16 protein-coding genes and 2 pseudogenes are annotated in these 17,652 nt (G+C 71.0%); 2 read left to right on the top strand and 16 right to left on the bottom strand.

The genetic code is table 11. The features are described from left to right. Positions 1–58: 58 nt before the first annotated feature. The 3 genes from ABD340_RS05930 to ABD340_RS47885 all read right to left on the bottom strand — a co-directional run bounded on the left by ABD340_RS05930 (position 59) and on the right by ABD340_RS47885 (position 3,089). Positions 59–1,378 carry a PH domain-containing protein gene (locus ABD340_RS05930; RefSeq protein WP_344587484.1) on the bottom strand — a complete coding sequence of 440 codons (1,320 nt, stop codon included), beginning with the start codon at positions 1,376–1,378 and terminating at the stop codon, positions 59–61. A 251-nt stretch (positions 1,379–1,629) separates the two neighbouring features. After that, positions 1,630–2,211: a PH domain-containing protein gene (locus ABD340_RS05935; protein ID WP_344587485.1), complete on the bottom strand. Its 582-nt coding sequence runs from the start codon at positions 2,209–2,211 to the stop codon at positions 1,630–1,632. 38 nt (positions 2,212–2,249) lie between these two features. Then, the gene (locus tag ABD340_RS47885; RefSeq protein ID WP_425547318.1) at positions 2,250–3,089 is read right to left on the bottom strand and encodes an RNA-guided endonuclease InsQ/TnpB family protein; all 840 of its coding nucleotides are present in this window, start codon (positions 3,087–3,089) and stop codon (positions 2,250–2,252) included. On the opposite strand from ABD340_RS47885, the gene ABD340_RS05940 reads away from it, so the two are divergent. Then, on the top strand, positions 3,016–4,164 hold the full coding sequence (locus ABD340_RS05940) for an NADH-quinone oxidoreductase subunit D (protein ID WP_344587486.1): 1,149 nt from the start codon (positions 3,016–3,018) through the stop codon (positions 4,162–4,164). The two genes, ABD340_RS47885 and ABD340_RS05940, sit on opposite strands and share 74 nt — an antisense overlap. 92 nt (positions 4,165–4,256) lie before the next feature. Here ABD340_RS05940 and ABD340_RS05945 read toward each other — a convergent pair whose 3' ends face one another. The 12 genes and pseudogenes from ABD340_RS05945 to dacB form a co-directional block, all read right to left on the bottom strand. Continuing rightward, positions 4,257–4,730: a DUF3180 domain-containing protein gene (locus ABD340_RS05945; RefSeq protein WP_344587487.1), complete on the bottom strand. Its 474-nt coding sequence runs from the start codon at positions 4,728–4,730 to the stop codon at positions 4,257–4,259. A 55-nt stretch (positions 4,731–4,785) separates the two neighbouring features. After that, a complete protein-coding gene (gene folK / locus ABD340_RS05950; protein ID WP_344587488.1) occupies positions 4,786–5,367 on the bottom strand; it encodes a 2-amino-4-hydroxy-6-hydroxymethyldihydropteridine diphosphokinase in 582 nt (193 codons plus the stop codon). Continuing rightward, positions 5,364–5,738, bottom strand: coding sequence for a dihydroneopterin aldolase (gene folB / locus ABD340_RS05955; protein ID WP_344587489.1), 375 nt, complete (start codon positions 5,736–5,738; stop codon positions 5,364–5,366). The genes folK and folB overlap by 4 nt, the downstream gene beginning before the upstream one ends. 10 nt (positions 5,739–5,748) lie before the next feature. After that, positions 5,749–6,180, bottom strand: coding sequence for a nuclear transport factor 2 family protein (locus ABD340_RS05960; protein WP_344587490.1), 432 nt, complete (start codon positions 6,178–6,180; stop codon positions 5,749–5,751). Continuing rightward, positions 6,173–7,060 (bottom strand): dihydropteroate synthase, encoded by an 888-nt coding sequence (gene folP, locus ABD340_RS05965; protein ID WP_344587491.1) that lies wholly within the window; start codon positions 7,058–7,060, stop codon positions 6,173–6,175. The genes ABD340_RS05960 and folP overlap by 8 nt, the downstream gene beginning before the upstream one ends. Before the next feature lie 155 nt (positions 7,061–7,215). Next, positions 7,216–7,572 (bottom strand): annotated as a pseudogene (gene folE / locus ABD340_RS05970) (GTP cyclohydrolase I); the annotation flags it as partial. 960 nt (positions 7,573–8,532) lie between these two features. After that, positions 8,533–8,805: pseudogene (locus ABD340_RS05975) on the bottom strand (GTP cyclohydrolase I); the annotation flags it as partial. A 5-nt stretch (positions 8,806–8,810) separates the two neighbouring features. Continuing rightward, entirely contained in the window at positions 8,811–10,817 is a 2,007-nt protein-coding gene (gene ftsH / locus ABD340_RS05980; protein WP_344587493.1) for an ATP-dependent zinc metalloprotease FtsH, read from the bottom strand. Between the two features lie 354 nt (positions 10,818–11,171). Beyond that, positions 11,172–11,735: a hypoxanthine phosphoribosyltransferase gene (gene hpt / locus ABD340_RS05985; protein ID WP_344587494.1), complete on the bottom strand. Its 564-nt coding sequence runs from the start codon at positions 11,733–11,735 to the stop codon at positions 11,172–11,174. 39 nt (positions 11,736–11,774) lie between these two features. Further along, positions 11,775–12,791, bottom strand: a complete 1,017-nt coding sequence (tilS, locus tag ABD340_RS05990) for a tRNA lysidine(34) synthetase TilS (RefSeq protein ID WP_344587495.1) — start codon at positions 12,789–12,791, stop codon at positions 11,775–11,777. A 219-nt stretch (positions 12,792–13,010) separates the two neighbouring features. Next, on the bottom strand, positions 13,011–14,120 hold the full coding sequence (locus ABD340_RS05995) for a zinc-dependent metalloprotease (protein ID WP_344587621.1): 1,110 nt from the start codon (positions 14,118–14,120) through the stop codon (positions 13,011–13,013). 115 nt (positions 14,121–14,235) lie between these two features. Next, a complete protein-coding gene (gene dacB, locus ABD340_RS06000; protein ID WP_344587497.1) occupies positions 14,236–15,624 on the bottom strand; it encodes a D-alanyl-D-alanine carboxypeptidase/D-alanyl-D-alanine endopeptidase in 1,389 nt (462 codons plus the stop codon). 149 nt (positions 15,625–15,773) lie between these two features. Between dacB and ABD340_RS06005 the strand changes: the two genes are divergently transcribed. Beyond that, positions 15,774–16,265 (top strand): inorganic diphosphatase, encoded by a 492-nt coding sequence (locus ABD340_RS06005; protein WP_344587498.1) that lies wholly within the window; start codon positions 15,774–15,776, stop codon positions 16,263–16,265. 104 nt (positions 16,266–16,369) lie between these two features. Here ABD340_RS06005 and ABD340_RS06010 read toward each other — a convergent pair whose 3' ends face one another. Continuing rightward, complete coding sequence (locus ABD340_RS06010) at positions 16,370–17,644, bottom strand: NlpC/P60 family protein (protein ID WP_344587499.1); 1,275 nt, start codon at positions 17,642–17,644, stop codon at positions 16,370–16,372. Positions 17,645–17,652: the final 8 nt, after the last annotated feature.

A 17,652-nucleotide genomic window follows, 5' to 3' on the forward strand; every position in this document is an offset into this window, starting at 1 on the left:
ACGATAATGCCGAGATTGGTACCGCACCGGCGAAAAGCGCCATGTCCGGCAGGACGGGTCAGCGGGCCGCCCATCGGCCCGGATCGCCCGAAGCCGACCTGCGGGCCGCCTGCGCCCGCCGCGCGGTGGCCTCCACGATCGCCCGCGCCTCGCCGAGGTCGCGGTCGGGGGCTGCCACCTGGACCGGGCCGGGCGGGGCATCGACGTGGACCGTCGCCAGCCCCAGTATCCGCTGCAGCGGATTGACCGTCAGCCGCACGCTCTGCGCCCGAGCGTGCGCGATCACGTCGGTCCGGCGGCACAGCAGGCCCCGCCGGGTCACGAACACCGTGTCGTCGGTGCCGGCGCCGTCCGCCCGCTCCAGCGCCACCGAACGGGACGAGGCGGGCAGCAGCGGCACCGCGTCCACGTTGGCGCCCGGGAAGATCTGCCCGGCCAGGTACACCGCGACATGGCGGGGCGCCAGCGGCAGCAGCACCGACGACAGCGCCTGCCGCTCGCCCGCGTACCCGGCCACGGTCACGTCCAGCCGTGCCCAGCCGAACGACCGCCACAGCAGCGGCTCCACGATCCCGACCGCCTGCACCCGTCCTGGCGGCACCGTCTGCATCCGGGTCTCCAGCAGGCCGTACCGCACCCGGACCCCGTCCGGCGACATCGCCACGGTGCCGTTGGCGTAGGTGACCAGCGGCGCCAGGACGCCCCTGACCAGGCCCAGCAGCATCAGCACCAGGACGACCAGCAGCCCGCCCTCCACGAAGAGGAACATGAAGAACAGCGAGCCGAGGAACAGCAGCAGCGTGCCCAGCACCGGCAGCTTCAGCACCAGCGAACCGAACAGGGCGCCGAACGGGACCCGCCACAGCGGCCGCTCCGGCGCCTCGGGGGTGTGGCCGGGCAGGCCGGCGGCCCGGGCCAGCAGCTCGGCCCGCAACTGCTGCGCCGCGTGCCGGCCCAGGTAGCGCAGCGCGATCTCGCTCTGCCCGCCGCCCGCCAGCTCCACCCGCACCTCGGCGAGCGCGAACAGCCGCGTCACCAGCGGGCGGACGATGTCGATCGCCTGGACGCGCGACAGCGGGATCCGGCGCCTGCGCTTGCGCAGCAGCCCGGTCTCCACCACCAGGTCGTCGCCGTCGATGCGGAACCGCAGCGCCAGCCAGCCCCACAGGCCCGCGACCCCGGCGATGACCATGAAGGGAATGGTCACCACCACGAACGTGAACAGCTGCTCTGGCGTGAGCACCAGAGCGACCCCGCGGTCGGTCTGCTCCAGCAGCAGCGAGAAACCCAGCAGGACGAAGTAGATGATGAAGAACACGAACGCGCGCAGCGGCGCCGTCGCCCAGTGCAGGCGGTGCGTGCCTTCGGAGAAGCGCACGGGAGGCGGTGCGGGCCGGTAAGCACCCGGCGGTTGCCCATAGCCAGGGCCTGGCTGCCCGTACGGGCCGTACGGGCCATAGGGCTGCCCGTACGGCGGCTGTGGGTGCCTGTAAGGAACCTGAGGCTGCCCATAGGGACTCTGGGGCTGGTTGTACGGGCCGTAAGGCCCTCCAGGCGGTGGACCGCCCGGAGGCGGCCCGTGGCCCTGCCCGTAAGGACCACCGGGATGAGGGCCGGCTGGGGGTCCGCTCAAAGCCCCATGCTCCGTTCCTCGCCCTTCTGCGCGAGACGGTCGCGCAGAAGGGCGGCCTCGGCGGCGGGCAGGCCGGGGATCTCCGCGTCGGTCGCGGCCGCCGCGGTGTGCATCCGGACGGTCGCGATGCCCATCCAGCGCTCCAGCAGGCCCGCGGTGACGTCCACGAACTGCATCCGGCCGTAAGGCACGACGATCAGCCGCTTGACGAAGACGCCCTGCGTCACGATCAGGTCGTCGGAGCGCTCGGCGTAGCCGTACGACCGGTACGCCAGCTCGGCCACGATCCACGCCAGCACGACGGCCAGCAGGACGACGGCGACCCACAGCACCGTCCCGAGCGTCCCGCTGCCGCGGAACACCACCAGCGCCCCGAGCGCGCCCACCGGCACGGCGGTCAGCGTGGCCGAGACGCGGCGGTGCCAGGTGAAGCGCTTGGAGACGGGCGCCCACGCCAGCCCGGCGCCGGGCGCGAACGCCTGGTCGGACGGGTAGTGGGCGGCAGGGGTGTCGGCCGGGGTGACGACCGTCTGCGGCGCGCCAGGGCCGGGCGCGGCGGGCGGCCCTGGCGGGGGCACCCCGGGGTGATGGGCTGATTCTGGATTCATCAGGTGATCTACCGATTGCGGAAGGGGACGCCTATTCGTAGACCAGTCAACAGGAAACGCCCCCGCGACCGCGAGTCTGCAGCAGTCGACAGCGCGGCGGACACGGCCACGCCCCGGTCGACCCCGGCCACCTGGCCCGTGCCAGGCGCCGGGGTGGACGCCGGCACGTGCGCGAACGCCACGTGCCAGCGTCCGGCCCGGTCGCAGGTGACTCGGTAGGATTTCACCCCGTCGGGCACCGGACGGGACCAGCGGAACCGCACCCACCCCACCTTCGGGACCCTCACCTCGCCTACTCGGCGCGACAGGCGCCGCATATCCCCCGGTCGCACAGCCACGATCCGGAAGCCTTCGTGCCGCCCGGCCTTGCGCCAGGTCGGACGGCGATGTGTACCGGCGAAGAAGTTCGCCATGGCCTGAGCGAAGTCTTTGAGAGCTTGCTGTTGTACGGTGACCGACCCGGCCCGCAGCCACGCGGACTCCGATCGCGCCTGGCTGAGCTGCCGACACTGCTCGGCGAACCCCGGCGCCGACCCGCGTCCCGGCCGCCACTGCGCATGCTGCTCGCACGCTAGATTCCATACAAACCTGGCATGTGCGCAGGGCTCGGCCAGCGCCCGCTCCTGCGCGGGCGTCGGCCGAAGACGGTAACGGGGCACCTGAGCGAGACTAGTGAGAGGGACCGACAGAATATGAGCAAGTGGAGGTGCTTCCTCCCAAGCCGAAGGGACGGGGCTTCCACCCCAGATATTGAGTGAACGCAGGAGCGTGCCCATGACCACCGAACGGATCGTCGGGGTGGGGGCCGGGGCGAAGGAACTGGCCACCGAGGACATGGTCCTCAACATCGGCCCGCAGCATCCGTCCACGCACGGGGTGCTGCGGTTGCGGCTGGCCCTGGACGGGGAGCGGATCGCCGCGGCCGAACCGATCGTCGGCTACATGCACCGGGGTGCGGAGAAGCTGTTCGAGGTCCGCGACTTCCGGCAGATCATCGTGCTGGCCAACCGGCACGACTGGCTGTCGGCGTTCTCCAGCGAGCTGGGCGTGGTGCTGGCCGTCGAGCGGATGCTCGGCATGGAGACGCCCGCCCGCGCCGTGTGGGCCCGGACGCTGCTGGCCGAGCTGAACCGGGTGCTCAACCACCTGATGTTCCTGGGCTCCTACCCCCTGGAAGTAGGCGCGATCACACCGATCTTCTACTCGTTCCGGGAGCGGGAGACGCTGCAGCGGGTGATGGAGGAGATCTCCGGCGGCCGCATGCACTACATGTTCAACCGGGTCGGCGGCCTGAAGGAGGACCTGCCCGCGGGCTGGACCGGCCGGGCCCGCCGCGCCGTCGCCGGCGTCCGCTCCGGCCTGGACGACATCGGCAACCTGATCATGGGAAACGAGATCTTCCGCGCCCGCACCCGCGGCGTGGGCGTCCTCACCCGCGAGCAGATCCTGCAGTACGGGGTGTCGGGCCCCATCGCCCGCGCCGCCGGCGTCGACTTCGACCTGCGCCGGGACGAGCCGTACCTGGCCTACGGCGAACTGGAGCCGCGGATCGTCACCCGGACCGAGGGCGACTGCCTGGCCCGTTTCGAGTGCCTGTTCGACCAGGTGCACGCCTCGCTCGACCTGGCCGACGCGTGCCTGGACCGCCTCGCCGAGCTGCCGCCCGGCCCGATCAACCAGCGGCTCCCCAAGGTGCTGAAGGTCCCCGAGGGGCACACCTACGCCTGGACGGAGAACCCGCTCGGCATCAACGGCTACTACCTCGTCTCGCGCGGCGAGAAGACCCCGTGGCGGCTGAAGCTGCGGTCCGCGTCGTACAACAACATCCAGGTGCTGTCGGAACTGCTGCCCGGCAACCTGGTCGCCGACATGATCGCCATCCTCGGCTCGATGTTCTTCGTCGTCGGCGACATCGACAAGTGACCGGCACCCGCGGCCGCACGCCGCGATCACGCCCCAAGGAAGGGTTTCATAAGCCTGCTGTCCTGCTACGGACGAGACTTATGAAACACCCCCTAAGCGCGGGAGCGGCCGCGGTCGTGGGCCTCCTCGTCGGGATCCTTCGGGACGCGGCACGCGTACTCCAGGAAGTAGGCCGCGCCGACCAGCACCACGGCGGCCAGGAACGTGCCGACGCTGACGAAGAAGTCGTCGCGCGGGGTCTGCTTGTCGAGCGAGTCGCTCAGCCCCAGCGCGAACCCGGCGAACACCCCGGCCAGCACCGCCGCCGCGTGCGCGCTCGCCTTCCCCAGCGCCGCCATCCGCGCCACGACCAGCGGCTCCACCGGCCGCGTCCCGGGCTTGCGGCGGATCCGCCGCAGCGTGTTCCAGCCGGTGACGCCCTCGCCGAGCGCGAGCAGCAGCAGCGTCGGGACGGCCGTCCACGGCAGCGGCGGCAGGGTGACGTAGGCGGTCTTCAGCACCGCCCAGGTGATCAGCGCGACGACGACCACCGTGGCGACAAGGGGTGCCGGCCGGGTCGGCTTCATGCGGTATTCGTCCCTCGCTTCTCGGTCCGGGCGGAGCCGCGCCCCTCCGGCACGCTCATGCAGGGGGCTGGAGGCTCAGGTCGTCGCGGCGGCGCAGCGGGCCCTCCGCGGCGGTCTTGGCCGCGGCCAGGTCGCCGACCCGGCCGTGGCCGGCCAGCAGCACGTCCGGCTCGATGTCGGCCCACGGCACCAGCACGAACGCCCGCTCGTGCGCGCGGGGGTGCGGCAGCGTCAGGTCGGGGTCGTCCATGCTGACGTTGCCGAACACCACGATGTCGATGTCGAGAGTGCGCGGCCCCCAGCGGACCTCCCGCGTCCGCCGCATCGAGTTCTCGATGTTCAGGACGCGCTCCAGCAGGTTCTCCGGTGGCAGCCGGGTGTCGGCCACCAGGACGATGTTCAGATAGTCGCCCTGCTCGGGGATCTCCTCGCCGGGCGGGGCGTACGGCGCCGTCTCGTAGACCGGGGACAGCGCCACGAAGGTGAGCCCGGGGGCGTCGAACAGCGCGTCGACGGCCTCCTGGATGTTGTCCAGACGATCGCCGAGGTTGCTGCCGAGCGAGAACACGACGCGATGGGCGACCAGCATGTGGCCGCCGGTCGCGGTGCGGTCGGGCATGCGATCGGACGCTGTCATGGGCGACTCCTCCTGATCTTCACGGCCACGTCCGTGAAGGGGTGCGGCACCGGGGCACTGGGCTTGTGGACGGTGACCTGGGCCTCCGCCACCGTCGCGTCTTGCAGGCAGACCGCCGCCAGGCGTGCGGCCAGCGTCTCGATGAGGTTGACGGGCTCCCCCTCGACGACGGCGACCAGCCGGCTCGCGAGCGATCCATAGTCGACGGTACGCGACAGATCGTCACCGTCCGCCGCGGGGCCGGTGTCGAGGCCCAGCACGACGTCGACCACGAACTCCTGGCCGAGCTCGCGTTCGGCGGGGAGCACGCCGTGCCGCCCCCGGGCGCGGAGTCCGCGCAGCTCGATCTGGTCCAGGTGGTCGAGGGTCATTCTGTGCGGCTCATTCTTCCTCTGCGCCGTTCAAGATGGGGGATCCGTGGTGCAGCAGGAGACGCCATTCCCCGCCGGCGCGGACGAACACGTTGGAGGCCACGATGCTTCCCCCGGCCAGGAAACCGGCATCGCTGTCCTCGTCGGCGGTGAGGATGTTCTCCTTGCAGGTCACCACGGCCTGATCGCCGTAGACGTCGGTGCGGACGTCGGTCAGCACGAACTGGATGTAGCTGGTGTTGGCCATGATCAGCGCCCAGGAGCGCAGTACCTCGTCCCGGCCGCGCAGCATCGACCAGCCCGGGTGCACGCACGTCACGGCGGCCGCGTACGGGCCTTCCGCCCAGACCGCGCCCATCCGGTCGAGATCGCCTGCCTCGAACGCCGCGTAGAACTCGGCGTTGGCCTCCTCCAGCTGGGCGCGGTCGACGGCGTTACTCACGGAGCCGCGCTCCCTCCGGCCGGCCCTCCGCCGCGGCCCGGACGGCGGCGGCGACCCGCACGGCGTCGGCGTTGGGCCGCACGCGGTGCACCCGGACGCACCAGGTTCCGGCCGCGGCGGCCAGCGCCGTGACCGCGACCGTGGCGTCGTCGCAGTCGGTGAAGGCGCGCGGCGTCCCGTCGGGCCCGGCCAGCAGCCTGCCCAGGAACCGCTTGCGGGACGCGCCCACCAGGACCGGGTAGCCGGTCTCGCGCAGGGCGTCCAGGTGGGCGATGAGCGACCAGTTGTGCCCCGCCTCGGGGCTCTTGGCGAACCCCAGCCCCGGATCCAGGACGATCATGGACGGGTCGACGCCGCAGCGCAGTACCGCTTCTACCCGGCGCAGCAGTTCCTCGCGCACCTCGCGGACCACGTCGGCGTAGACGGCCCGGGTCTGCATGTCGTGGCTGTGGCCGCGCCAGTGCATCACGACGTACGGCACGCGCGCCGCCGCGACCGCGCGGGGCATGTCGGGGTCGGCCAGGCCGCCGCTGACGTCGTTCACCAGCCTGGCCCCGGCCGCCACGGCGGCCTCGGCCACCTCGGCGCGCATCGTGTCGACGCTCACCGGGACGTCCGCCTCGGCCAGCGCCTCGATCACCGGGACGACCCGGCGCAACTCCTCCTCGCGGGACACCCGCTGCGCGCCGGGACGGGTCGACTCCCCGCCCACGTCGATGATGTCGGCGCCCTCGGCGACCAGGTCGAACCCGTGCCGGATGGCCTTGTCGACGTCGAACCAGGCGCCGCCGTCGGAGAAGGAGTCGGGCGTCACGTTGACCACGCCCATCACAAGGCACCGCCCCGGCGCGGGCAGGCCCGGAACATCGGCACCGGTCATGCGCACCAGCCTATGCCCTGCCGCCGACCGTTCCACGCCCCGGCCCCGCGCCCTTGATCACACCGCGGGGGCCGCGCACGCGTGCGCCCGGACCACCGGCGGCGGCGGTCCGGGCGCAGCGAGAATGGCGCGTTCCAGAATCGTTTCGGGACGGGTCAGTAGCGGCCCAGGATCAGCCCCATCGCCTCGGCCCGGGTCCCCGGCTGGTCGCGGAAATCACCCCGTACCGCGGAGGTGACCGTCTTGGCGCCCGGCTTGCGCACCCCGCGCATGGTCATGCACAGGTGCTCGGCCTCCACCACCACGATCACCCCCCGCGGTTCCAGGATGTTCATCACCGCGTCGGCGACCTGGCTGGTCAGCCGCTCCTGCACCTGCGGCCGCCGCGCGAACACGTCGACCAGCCGGGCCAGCTTCGACAGCCCGGTGATCTGCCCCTTCTCATTGGGCGTGTACCCCACGTGCGCCAGCCCGTGGAACGGCACCAGGTGATGTTCGCAATTGTGCGTTAGATGGCCACTTATCAAAAATGTCGGATGTGGCTCGCATTTAAAACTGTAAACCGTGTACGGTTTGGTGCCCTCAGCATGGATCGGGCGCACTTCGAGCACCTTCGCCCACTCCGACTCCAGGAGCGTACTGGGCACGTCGTACTCGGCCTTGAAGCCATGCCTGCGGACCCAACTGTCGGCGACCCATAGCGCGGACGCCCGGTCGGTGCGCGGGGTGAACCGCGCCCCGACCACCTGGGCCAGGTCCGCCAGGAAGGGAACATTGCCACTGACGATCGTGGCGCCGTTCGACGTCTTCGACCTGCAACCGTCACCATCGATGTAACCGTCCAGGAAGCCGTGGAAGGTCTCGGTGTCGCGCAGGACCACACGCGGGAAACGCTGCCGCATGTGGTGCGCGTCGCCACCCACGAACTGGCGCATCAGGTCCGCCAGGTACGAGGAGACGACCCGCACTCGATATCCCGGTGTCGGAAGACCCGTGAAGCCCGAGGGGCGGGAAACCGGTTCCAGCCTCGCGTCAAAATCAGTGGCACGCCAGAGCGCCTCCGCGAACTTCTTCGCATACTCCACGTCATTGACGACCAGGGACACGTAATTCTTACCGACCGTGCCATCGGCACAGATGGCACCGATCATGTAGCCGAAGTCGTAACCGTAGGTCAGCCGGGGCCGCTCTCTGCAGAGCTTCCGCGGATGCGTCCACTCGATGAAGAGCCCGGCGACGTCCTTGGCCTCCATCCAACCGTCCGGAGTGGCCACGGGATGGTCCGGGGTGACCTTGAAGGAGCCCTTCTCAGTGACCACCTCGACGAGCTCGCGTACCGGCCTCGCCGAGATCTTGGTGACGGTGGTCTTCTCCACCTTCCCCTCGACCAGCGTGAACAGCTCGTCACCGACCTCCACACGGGCCGCCTGCTTCTGGCCGCCGACCGCGTTGACGTTCTGCTTGCTGGGCACGCAGGTGGAGTACACCTCGATGTCCTTGACCAGGACCATCTCGTCGTGGTCGGCCTCGAAGACCTTGCTGAGGGCGTCCTCGGGGACCTGGCGCAGCCCCGCGAACTGCTCGGCGTAGGCACGGGCCACCCGGGCGGGGGTGTCGCGGAGCCCGTCGCGATCGGGGTTCTCCCCGATCGCGAACAGGATCTCGCGCACCGCCCGCTCGATCCGGGCGTGATCGAAGCCGGGCGGGTCCTCCCTGAGCGGCTCCTCGTCGTACGGAATCGCCAAGGGTGTCAGCTCTCGCCGTGCGCTGGATCGGCCGCCGGCTCCGCCGCGGTCGCACCCTGCCCGTTGTTCTTGGTCAGGTCGGCGACGTCCTGCGGGCCCATCAGCGCCAGCTCCTTGGGCGTCAGCACCGGCGGCCGGTCGGACGGCGTCCGCTTGCCGTAGCCGGTGTAGGACTTCTGGAGGGGCCGCTTGCGGATCGGCGCGAAGACCTGCAGCACCTGGTCCTTGGAGAGGGTCTCCTTCTCCATGAGCTGGAGCACCAGCTCGTCCAGCACCTCGCGGTACTCGACCAGGATCTCCCACGCGGTGTCGTGCGCGCCCTCGATGTAGCGGCGCACCTCGTCGTCGATCGCGGAGGCGATGTCCTCGGAGTAGTCGCGCTCATGGCCCACGTCGCGGCCGAGGAAGACCTCGCCCTGCCCGGTGCCGAACTTGCGGGCGCCCAGGCGCTCGCTCATCCCGTACTCGGTGACCATGTTGCGGGCGATCGAGGTGGCCTTCTCGATGTCGTTGGCCGCGCCGGTGGTCGGCTCGTGGAACACCAGCTCCTCGGCGGTCCGGCCGCCCAGCAGCATCGCCAGCTGGTCGCTCATCTCCGAGCGGGTGGTGAGGAACTTGTCCTCCATCGGCAGGGTCATGGTGTACCCGAGAGCCCGCCCGCGCGGCAGGATCGTCACCTTGTGCACGGGGTCGGAGTTCGGCAGCGCGTGCGCCACCAGCGCGTGACCGCCCTCGTGGTAGGCGATGATCTTCTTTTCCTTCTCCGACATCACCCGGGTCTTGCGCTCAGGACCCGCCATGACCCGGTCGATGGACTCCTCCAGGGTGTCCATGTCGATCAGCTTGCGGTCGAAGCGGGCGGTCAGCAGCGCCGCCTCATTGATCACGTTGGCCAGGTCGGCACCGGTGAAGCCCGGGGTGCGGCGGGCGATGACGTCCAGGTCGACGTCCGGCGCGAACGGCTTGCCGCGGCCGTGCACCCGCAGGATGCCCTTGCGGCCCTCCAGGTCGGGACGGTCGACGGTGACCTGCCGGTCGAACCGGCCGGGACGCAGCAGCGCCGGGTCGAGGATGTCGGGACGGTTGGTCGCGGCGATCAGGATCACGCCGCCCTTGACGTCGAAGCCGTCCATCTCGACCAGCAGCTGGTTGAGGGTCTGCTCGCGCTCGTCGTGGCCGCCGCCGAGCCCCGCGCCGCGGTGCCGGCCGACGGCGTCGATCTCGTCGATGAAGATGATCGAGGGGGCGTTCGTCTTGGCCTGCTCGAACAGGTCGCGGACCCGGGAGGCGCCGACACCGACGAACATCTCCACGAAGTCGGAACCGGAGATGGAGTAGAACGGCACCCCGGCCTCGCCCGCGACCGCACGGGCCAGCAGCGTCTTACCGGTGCCGGGCGGGCCGTACAGCAGCACGCCCTTGGGGATCTTGGCGCCGATGGACTGGAACTTCGCCGGGTTCTGCAGGAAGTCCTTGATCTCCTCCAGCTCCTCCAGGGCCTCGTCGGCCCCGGCCACGTCGGCGAAGGTGGTCTTGGGAGTGTCCTTGGTGATCAACTTGGCCTTGGACTTGCCGAAGTTCATCACCCGAGAGCCGCCGCCCTGCATCTGGTTCATGATGAACAGGAAGATCAGCACGATGACCACGATGGGCAGCAGGCTGAACAGCAGGTTCAAGAAAATGCTCTGCTTGGGCACCTCGACGTTGTAACCGCCGGGCAGCTTCCCTGCGTTGGCCTGCTGCTGCAGCTGGTCCTGGAGGCGCAGCCCCTGGCCGTCCACCCAGGACGCCTGCTGCTGCTTGCCGTTGTTGAGCGTGACCTCGATCCGTTGATCCTTGTCAATGATCTTGGCGGACTTCACCTGACCACTGGAGATCTCCCGGACCACCGTGGAGGTGTCGGTCTTCTCGTAGGAACGACCGGGGTTGACGCCCCACATGATGAGGGCGACCAAGAGGCCGAACAGCAGGATCCACAGCAGCGGCCCGCGAAAATAGCGCTTCACGTCCATTTATCCGGTTACCCCTTCGGGGCCCGTCCCTCCTGACCTTGCGATTCGCCCGTCCCATGGGGACGCGCGCCACTGTGAACCGGGTCCTTGCACCACGAGCTCCGCGCCGGGCGCTCCGGCCACCGCGACGGCCTCCTTCATGGCTACCCGACACTGAGCCCGGGATATCGACGGTACACCGGAGTGCACATACCCGCCGACGCCCCTTGCAACGATCCGGTACGTCCCCTTGTTCCCTGCCGGTCACATCAGCGCGCGCGGCCACTTGCCAAACGCCACCCGCACGCGCTAATGGACATCCGTCCACGGTAAGCGACGTTCCGGTGTGCTGTCAGATCCGGGGGCGAACGGCGTTCAGGCGCCGTCCCCGCCGTACACGTGCGGGGCGAGCGTCCCGACGAACGGCAGGTTCCGGTACTTCTCGTCGTAGTCGAGCCCGTAGCCCACGACGAACTCGTTCGGGATGTCGAAGCCCAGGTAGCGGCAGTCGATCTCGGTCTTGACCGCCTCCGGCTTGCGCAGCAGCGCGCAGATCTCCAGCGACGCCGGATCGCGCATGCGCAGGTTGCTGACCAGCCAGGACAGCGTCAGCCCGGAGTCGATGATGTCCTCGACGATCAGGACGTGCCGGCCCAGGATGTCGGTGTCGAGGTCCTTGAGGATCCGGACCACGCCCGAGGACTTGGTGCCCGAGCCGTAGGACGACACCGCCATCCAGTCCATGGACGCGGGTGCGTGCAGCTCCCGGGCCAGATCCGCCATGATCATGACGGCGCCCTTGAGCACCCCGACCAGCAGCAGGTCCTTGCCCTCGTAGTCGGCGTCGATCTGCGCGGCCAGCTCGCCCACCTTGGCCCGCAGCCGGTCCTCCGGGATCAGCACCTTCGCCAGGTCGGTGCCCAGATCCTTGTCGTCCACAAACCCCACCCTCGTGTGACCTCATGTGACACGGCCGTCTCAGGACGGGCCGAACAGCAGCCTGCCATACCGCCGGGACGCGCGTAGGCCCCCGGGGAGATCAACGTGCCGCTGCCCGCGCCACGCCGTGACCAGCCGATCCACCTCTTCGACGTGGACGGCCGCGAGGGTACCCGGTGGGCTGCCCGCCTGGACCGCGGCCTTCCGCAGGACCCGCGTCCGGACGGCGCGCGGCAGCCCCGCCAGCTTCTCGACGTCCAGTTCGATGCCCTCAGAAGAGACGAGCGCCTCGGCGTAGGAGTGGTCGGCGATCTCGTCCAGTGCGTCCGCGTCCTCCCGGAGCATCTTGCCGGTACGGGCCAGCGCCTCCGCGATACCAGGACCCAGGGCTTTCTCCAGGGCGGGCAGGGCCTCATGCCTAACCCGGACACGCGTATACGAGCGGTCGTCGTTGTGGGGGTCGTCCCAGGGCTCCAGGCCCATCGCTAGGCACGCGCGCCGCGTCGTCGCCCTGTCCAGGTCGAGCAGGGGACGCACGTAGCGCACCTCCGTGCCATCCTTCGCGGCCTTCCGTACGAAGGAAGGCGGCATCCCCGCTAGAGAACGAGCCCCAGACCCCCTGGCCAGCCCCATCAACACCGTCTCGGCCTGGTCGTCGCGTGTGTGGCCCAACAGCACGGCCGCGGCTCCCAAACGGGCCGCCGCATCGTCCAAAGCCCCGTACCGCGCCTTGCGGGCCGCGTTCTCCGGCCCGCCCTCCTGCCCGACGACGACCGCGACGGAGCCCGCCGGGTCCAGACCAAGATCGGCCAATGTCCGCACGACCTTCGCGGCCCGCTCCTCCGACCCCGGCTGAAGCCCGTGATCAACGGTCACGCCACCGGCGGGACGCCCCCCGGCCCCGCACCGGGGCGCCTCGAACGCCAGAGCGCCCGCCAACGCGAGCGAATCGGCACCGCCGCTGCATGCCGCCAGGACCATCCCCCCGGAAGGCACATCGGCCAGCACCCGCCGCACCGCCACCCGAACAGCCGCGACAGCCGGATCGGGCCCCATGTGACTCCTCTCTGTGTTGACCTGGGGGCGACCCCCAGACCCCACGCAAGGCACGCGCACCTCCTGCGCTCGCTAGCGCTCGCTCCGGAGGCACCCGCCCCTTGACGGGGGGCTCCCCCCGCACCCCCCAACTGGGGGGCTTCGCCGCCCCTGGTCCCCCAGATTCCTGGGGGCTCCGCCCCTTGCCCCCGGGGCACGGGCGGAGCACGCACTTGGAGGTTATGCCTCGTTGACCTTTGGGGCATCCAAGGGCCTGGGGCCCACAACGCGGTCGATCCAGAGGGCGGGCTCCATGATCTCCGCGTGGGTGGGCAGGGTCTCGGGCGACTGCCAGATCTTGTTGAAGTCGTCCATGCCGACCTCTGTGACGACTCGCCGGACGAACCGCGACCCCTCGGCGTACTGCTTCATCTTCAGGTCGATGCCCAGCAGCTTGCGGATCGTGCGGTCGAAGCGGGAGCCGCCCTCGCGGCGGCCCTGGAAGCGGGAGCGGATCTGCTGCACCGACGGGACGACCTCGGGGCCGACCGCGTCCATCACATAGTCGCCGTGCCCCTCCACCAGCGTCATCACGGCGGTGAGGCGGTCGAGGATCTCGCGCTGCTCGGGCGACTGGATCGCGTCGATCAGGTTGCCCTCGCCGCCCCGGACCGCGTCCGCGACCGCCTCCGCGGCGTCCCGGATCCGGTCGAGCATCGCGCCCGGGTCGAGGTCGGAGGCCAGCAGGAACCGCGTCATCTGGTCCTGGACGTACTCGCGCAGCCACGGCACCCCGGTGAACTGGGCGCGGTGGGTCTCCTCGTGCAGGCAGACCCACAGCCGGAAGTCGCGGGCGTCGACGCCGAGTTCCTGCTCCACGTGGACGATGTTGGGCGCGACCAGGGTGAGCCTGCCGGTGGGGGCGCGGCCGTCGGGGTCGGGCGGGAGGAACAGCTCGTACTGGCCGAGGACCCGCCCCGCCATGTACGCCAGGATCGCCCCCACCTGCATTCCGGTCACGCGGGACCCGACGGCCTGGACGACCACGCCGCCCGCACCGGCACCGAGCAGGCCGGTGCCGCGCCGCTCGGCCATCTGCTCCATGAGCGGTTCGAGCACGACCCGGAAGCCGTCCACGTTGGCCCGGATCCAGCCGGGCCGGTCGACGATCGTGGCCGGCGCGGGATCATCCTCGGTCCGCATCCCGGTGAAGTCGCGGACATGCCCCTGGGCGATCCGGGACAGCTCGCGGAGCTGCTCCACCACCTCGCGGGCCTCGGCATGGCCGACCTGCGGGCCGGGGCGCAGGAGCCGGGTTCCGGTCTGGACGGCCACGTTCCAGTCGATCATTGAGGCGCTCATGTACTCCACCGTACGTCGAGGTATCGGCGCCGTAGCGCCCCTGCTCAGTGGTTCAACGAACAACCGTTCTGGTTATCTCCCGTGCGGCGGGCGCCACACGTCCTCACCGGCAGCCGCAGGTGGCGAGGACCGCGGCGAGCCGGTCCAGGACGGCCGGGTCGACCGCGTCCCGCCCGTCGCCCATCATGAACGCGAACGCCAGCACGCGCCCGTCGGCGTCGTGGGCCACCCCGGCGAGGGTGCTGACCCCGGCCAGCGTTCCGGTCTTGGCGCGGACGGCGCCCGCGCCCGCCCGGCTGCCGGGGAGGGTGTAGCGGGGGGCGTCGAGCGTCCCGGAGAACCCGGCCACCGGCATCCCGGTGATCGCGGCGCGCAGCCGGGGGCGGTCCGGCGCGGCGGCGAGCGACACGACCTCGGCGAGCGCGGCGGGGGTGATCTGGTTGGCGGTGGAGAGGCCGCTGCCGTCGTTCACCCGGATCCCGCCGGGGACACCGAGCCCGGCCAGGACCTGCGTCACGGCCTGGGCGCCGGCGTCGAACGAGCCGGGCCGGCCCATCTTGATCGCGACTTGGCGGACCATCGCCTCGGCGACGTCGTTGTCGCTGTGGGTCATCAGGTGCTCGACCAGTTCGGCGGCCGTGGGCGACAGCACGGTGCCGAGTGCCGCGGCGCCCCGCGGTGCCGTGGTCCGGCGTCCTGGACGAGCGGTCACGCCCTCGCGGGTGAGCAGGCGGGCGAACGCGGCGGTCGCGGCGGCGGGCGGATCGGAGACGCGCTGATCGCGGGACGGGTCGCCGGGTGCCACCCGCCCCTCGTCCACGGTCAGCGCGGAGACGGGCGCGACCTCGCCGTCGGGGAGGTAGTTGGGCTTCCAGCCGTGGGCGGTGGCGGGCCCCTGGTAGGCCGAGACGTCGTAGTCGACGCGTACCTCACGCGCCCCGACGGCCCGCAACGCCGCTGCCGTCTGGCGGGCCAGGTCCGCGAGTGACGCGAACGCCGGGTCCTCCTGAGGTTTCTGGGTTGGCCGGGTTGTCACGGTAGGATCCCCGCCGCCGACCAGCACCACTTCGCCGTCGCCGCCCCGGACGGTCCGTGTGGCGATCCGGTGCGCGGGACCGAGTGCCGCCAGCGCCGCCACGGACGTGACCAGCTTGGTGGTGGAGGCGGGTGTCGCGGGCCGGTCGGCGCCCGCGGCGAACAGGGGCCTGCGGGTGGCGGCGTCGGTGACGGCCGCGCTGATCGGCGCCCCCGCGTCCGCCAGCAGCGGGCCGAGCGACCGCGCCAGCACGGCCGGATCGGGGGCCCTGGCGCCGGTGCCGGCGGCCGGGAGCACCGCGCCGGTACGGACCGTCGCACGCTCCGCGACGGCCGGCGGCTGGGGCACCAGATGCCGCTGTGGTGTGAGTTTCGCCACTGCCAGGCCGGCGGAGGCGGTGAAAACAGTGAGGAGGGACAGCGTGCTCAAAGCCAGGCCGGTGGCCTGTTTCGGCACGTGACCGACCCTCTCCCACCCAGCACTCGCCAACGTGCGACATCCTTGTATAAGGGAACACCCGGCCCGTGGCCCGGCGCAGGACGCCCTTGCCCGGACGGGCCCTGGAAAGACTAATCACTGCGACCGCGCAGGGAGCGGAGGACACCGTGGATTTCGACGTCACCATTGAGATCCCGAAGGGCCAGCGGAACAAGTACGAGGTGGATCACGAGACCGGCCGCATCCGGCTGGACCGCATGCTGTTCACCGCGACCCAGTACCCGGCGGACTACGGGTTCGTCGAGCACACCCTCGGCGAGGACGGCGACCCCCTCGACGCCCTGGTGCTGCTCCAGGAGCCGACCTTCCCCGGCTGCCTCATCCGCTGCCGCGCGGTGGGCATGTTCCGGATGACCGACGAGGCCGGCGGGGACGACAAGGTGCTGTGCGTCCCGGCGACCGACCCGCGCCAGGAGCACCTGCGCGACATCCACCACGTGCCCGAGTTCGACCGGCTGGAGATCCAGCACTTCTTCGAGGTCTACAAGGACCTGGAGCCCGGCAAGTCCGTCGAGGGCGCCAGCTGGGTCGGCCGGGTCGAGGCCGAGTTGGAGATCGAGCGCTCGCTCAAACGCGCCGCCGAGCAGGGTGGCCACTAGGGGTGTTCCACAGACCCGTGACGGCGGCGCTCCGCTCCCTGCCGTCCGGCTGAGGCGAGACGAACACTTCCGCACGACTCCGGTCCGTGCGGAAGTGTTTTGCTTCAGCCGGCCGGACGGGTCGCGCCGATGAGGCCGTCGCGCCAGATGGTGGAAATGCGGACCCGCGCCCCCGTGTACGGGGCTTCGACCATGCGTCCCTTGCCGATGAAGATGCCGACGTGGTGGATGGTGTCGGGGTCTGAGGTGTCGTGGGCGAAGAAGACCAGGTCTCCCCGGCGCAGCCGGTCGAGGGGGATGTGCGGTCCTGACGTCCATTGCGTGCCCGTCCAGTGGTCCAGTTGCACGCCGACTTTGGCCCATGCGTAGAGCGCCAGGCCCGAGCAGTCGAATCCGTAGATGTGCGCCCCGTGCGCGATGCCGTAGCTGGGGCCGTTGGCGTTGCCGCCTCCCCAGGAGTAGGGCGTCCCCAGGTATTGGAGCGCGGCTCCCACCACGACGTCGCCTCGTTTGGAGCCGGTGAGCGTGAGGCCCGGCACGGGGCCGTCGGCGTTCGCCTGGAGGGCCGCGCGGACGCGGCGCTCCTCGGCGCGTTCAAGGGCGGCCTGCCGTTCGCGTTCCAGGCGTGCGGCGCGTGCCCGCGCCTCGCCCAGGCTTCTCTCCAGGCGCCGCCGCTCGGTTTCGATCTCCTGGACGGACGTCCGCTGCCGGGTGACGGCCACTTCCGCGGCGTGTTTGGCCGTCTCGGCGCGTTCGGTGGCGAGGCGTTGCTCGTCGTAGGCGGCGCTGGCCTGCCTTTGGAAGACGTCGGCGACGCTGCGCGCGACCTCGACCCGCTGGATGGCGGCGGCGCGGCGCCGCGCGAGCATCTCCACCATGCCTGCGCGGTCCATGAAACCTTGCGGCCCGCCTTGGCCCGCCACGACCGCTGACCAGCCGTTGTAGCCGGTGTTGACCCGGTACGCGTCGGCGGCGTACACGGCCAGCTCCGACTGGGCCGCGCCGACGCGGCGGCCCGCCTCGGCGACCCGGTTCCGCGCCTCGGTGACGGCGCCCCGGGACCGTTCCAGCTTGACCAGCTGGCCGTTGTAGCGCTCCACGGCCAGGGCCGAGGCCGCGGCGAGGCGTTCCAGTTCGCCGTTCGCCTGCGCCAACCGCGCCTTGGTCCGGCCCACCTCGGCGGCCCGCTCGCGTACCCGCTCCTCGCCGCGCCGCACGTCCTGGGCGCTGGGCGCGGGGTCGGCACGCGCGTGCGGAGCCGCCGGGACGGCCAGGGCGCCGGTGGCGCCCACGACGCCGGTGACGCACAGCGACAGGGCGGCCAGACGCACCCTGAGGCGCGCCCGGCCCATGTCGAGACTCGCCGCGTTGAGAAACACGGTTCCCC

Source organism: Actinomadura vinacea (assembly GCF_039532545.1).
Taxonomy (GTDB): Bacteria; Actinomycetota; Actinomycetes; order Streptosporangiales; family Streptosporangiaceae; genus Spirillospora; species Spirillospora vinacea.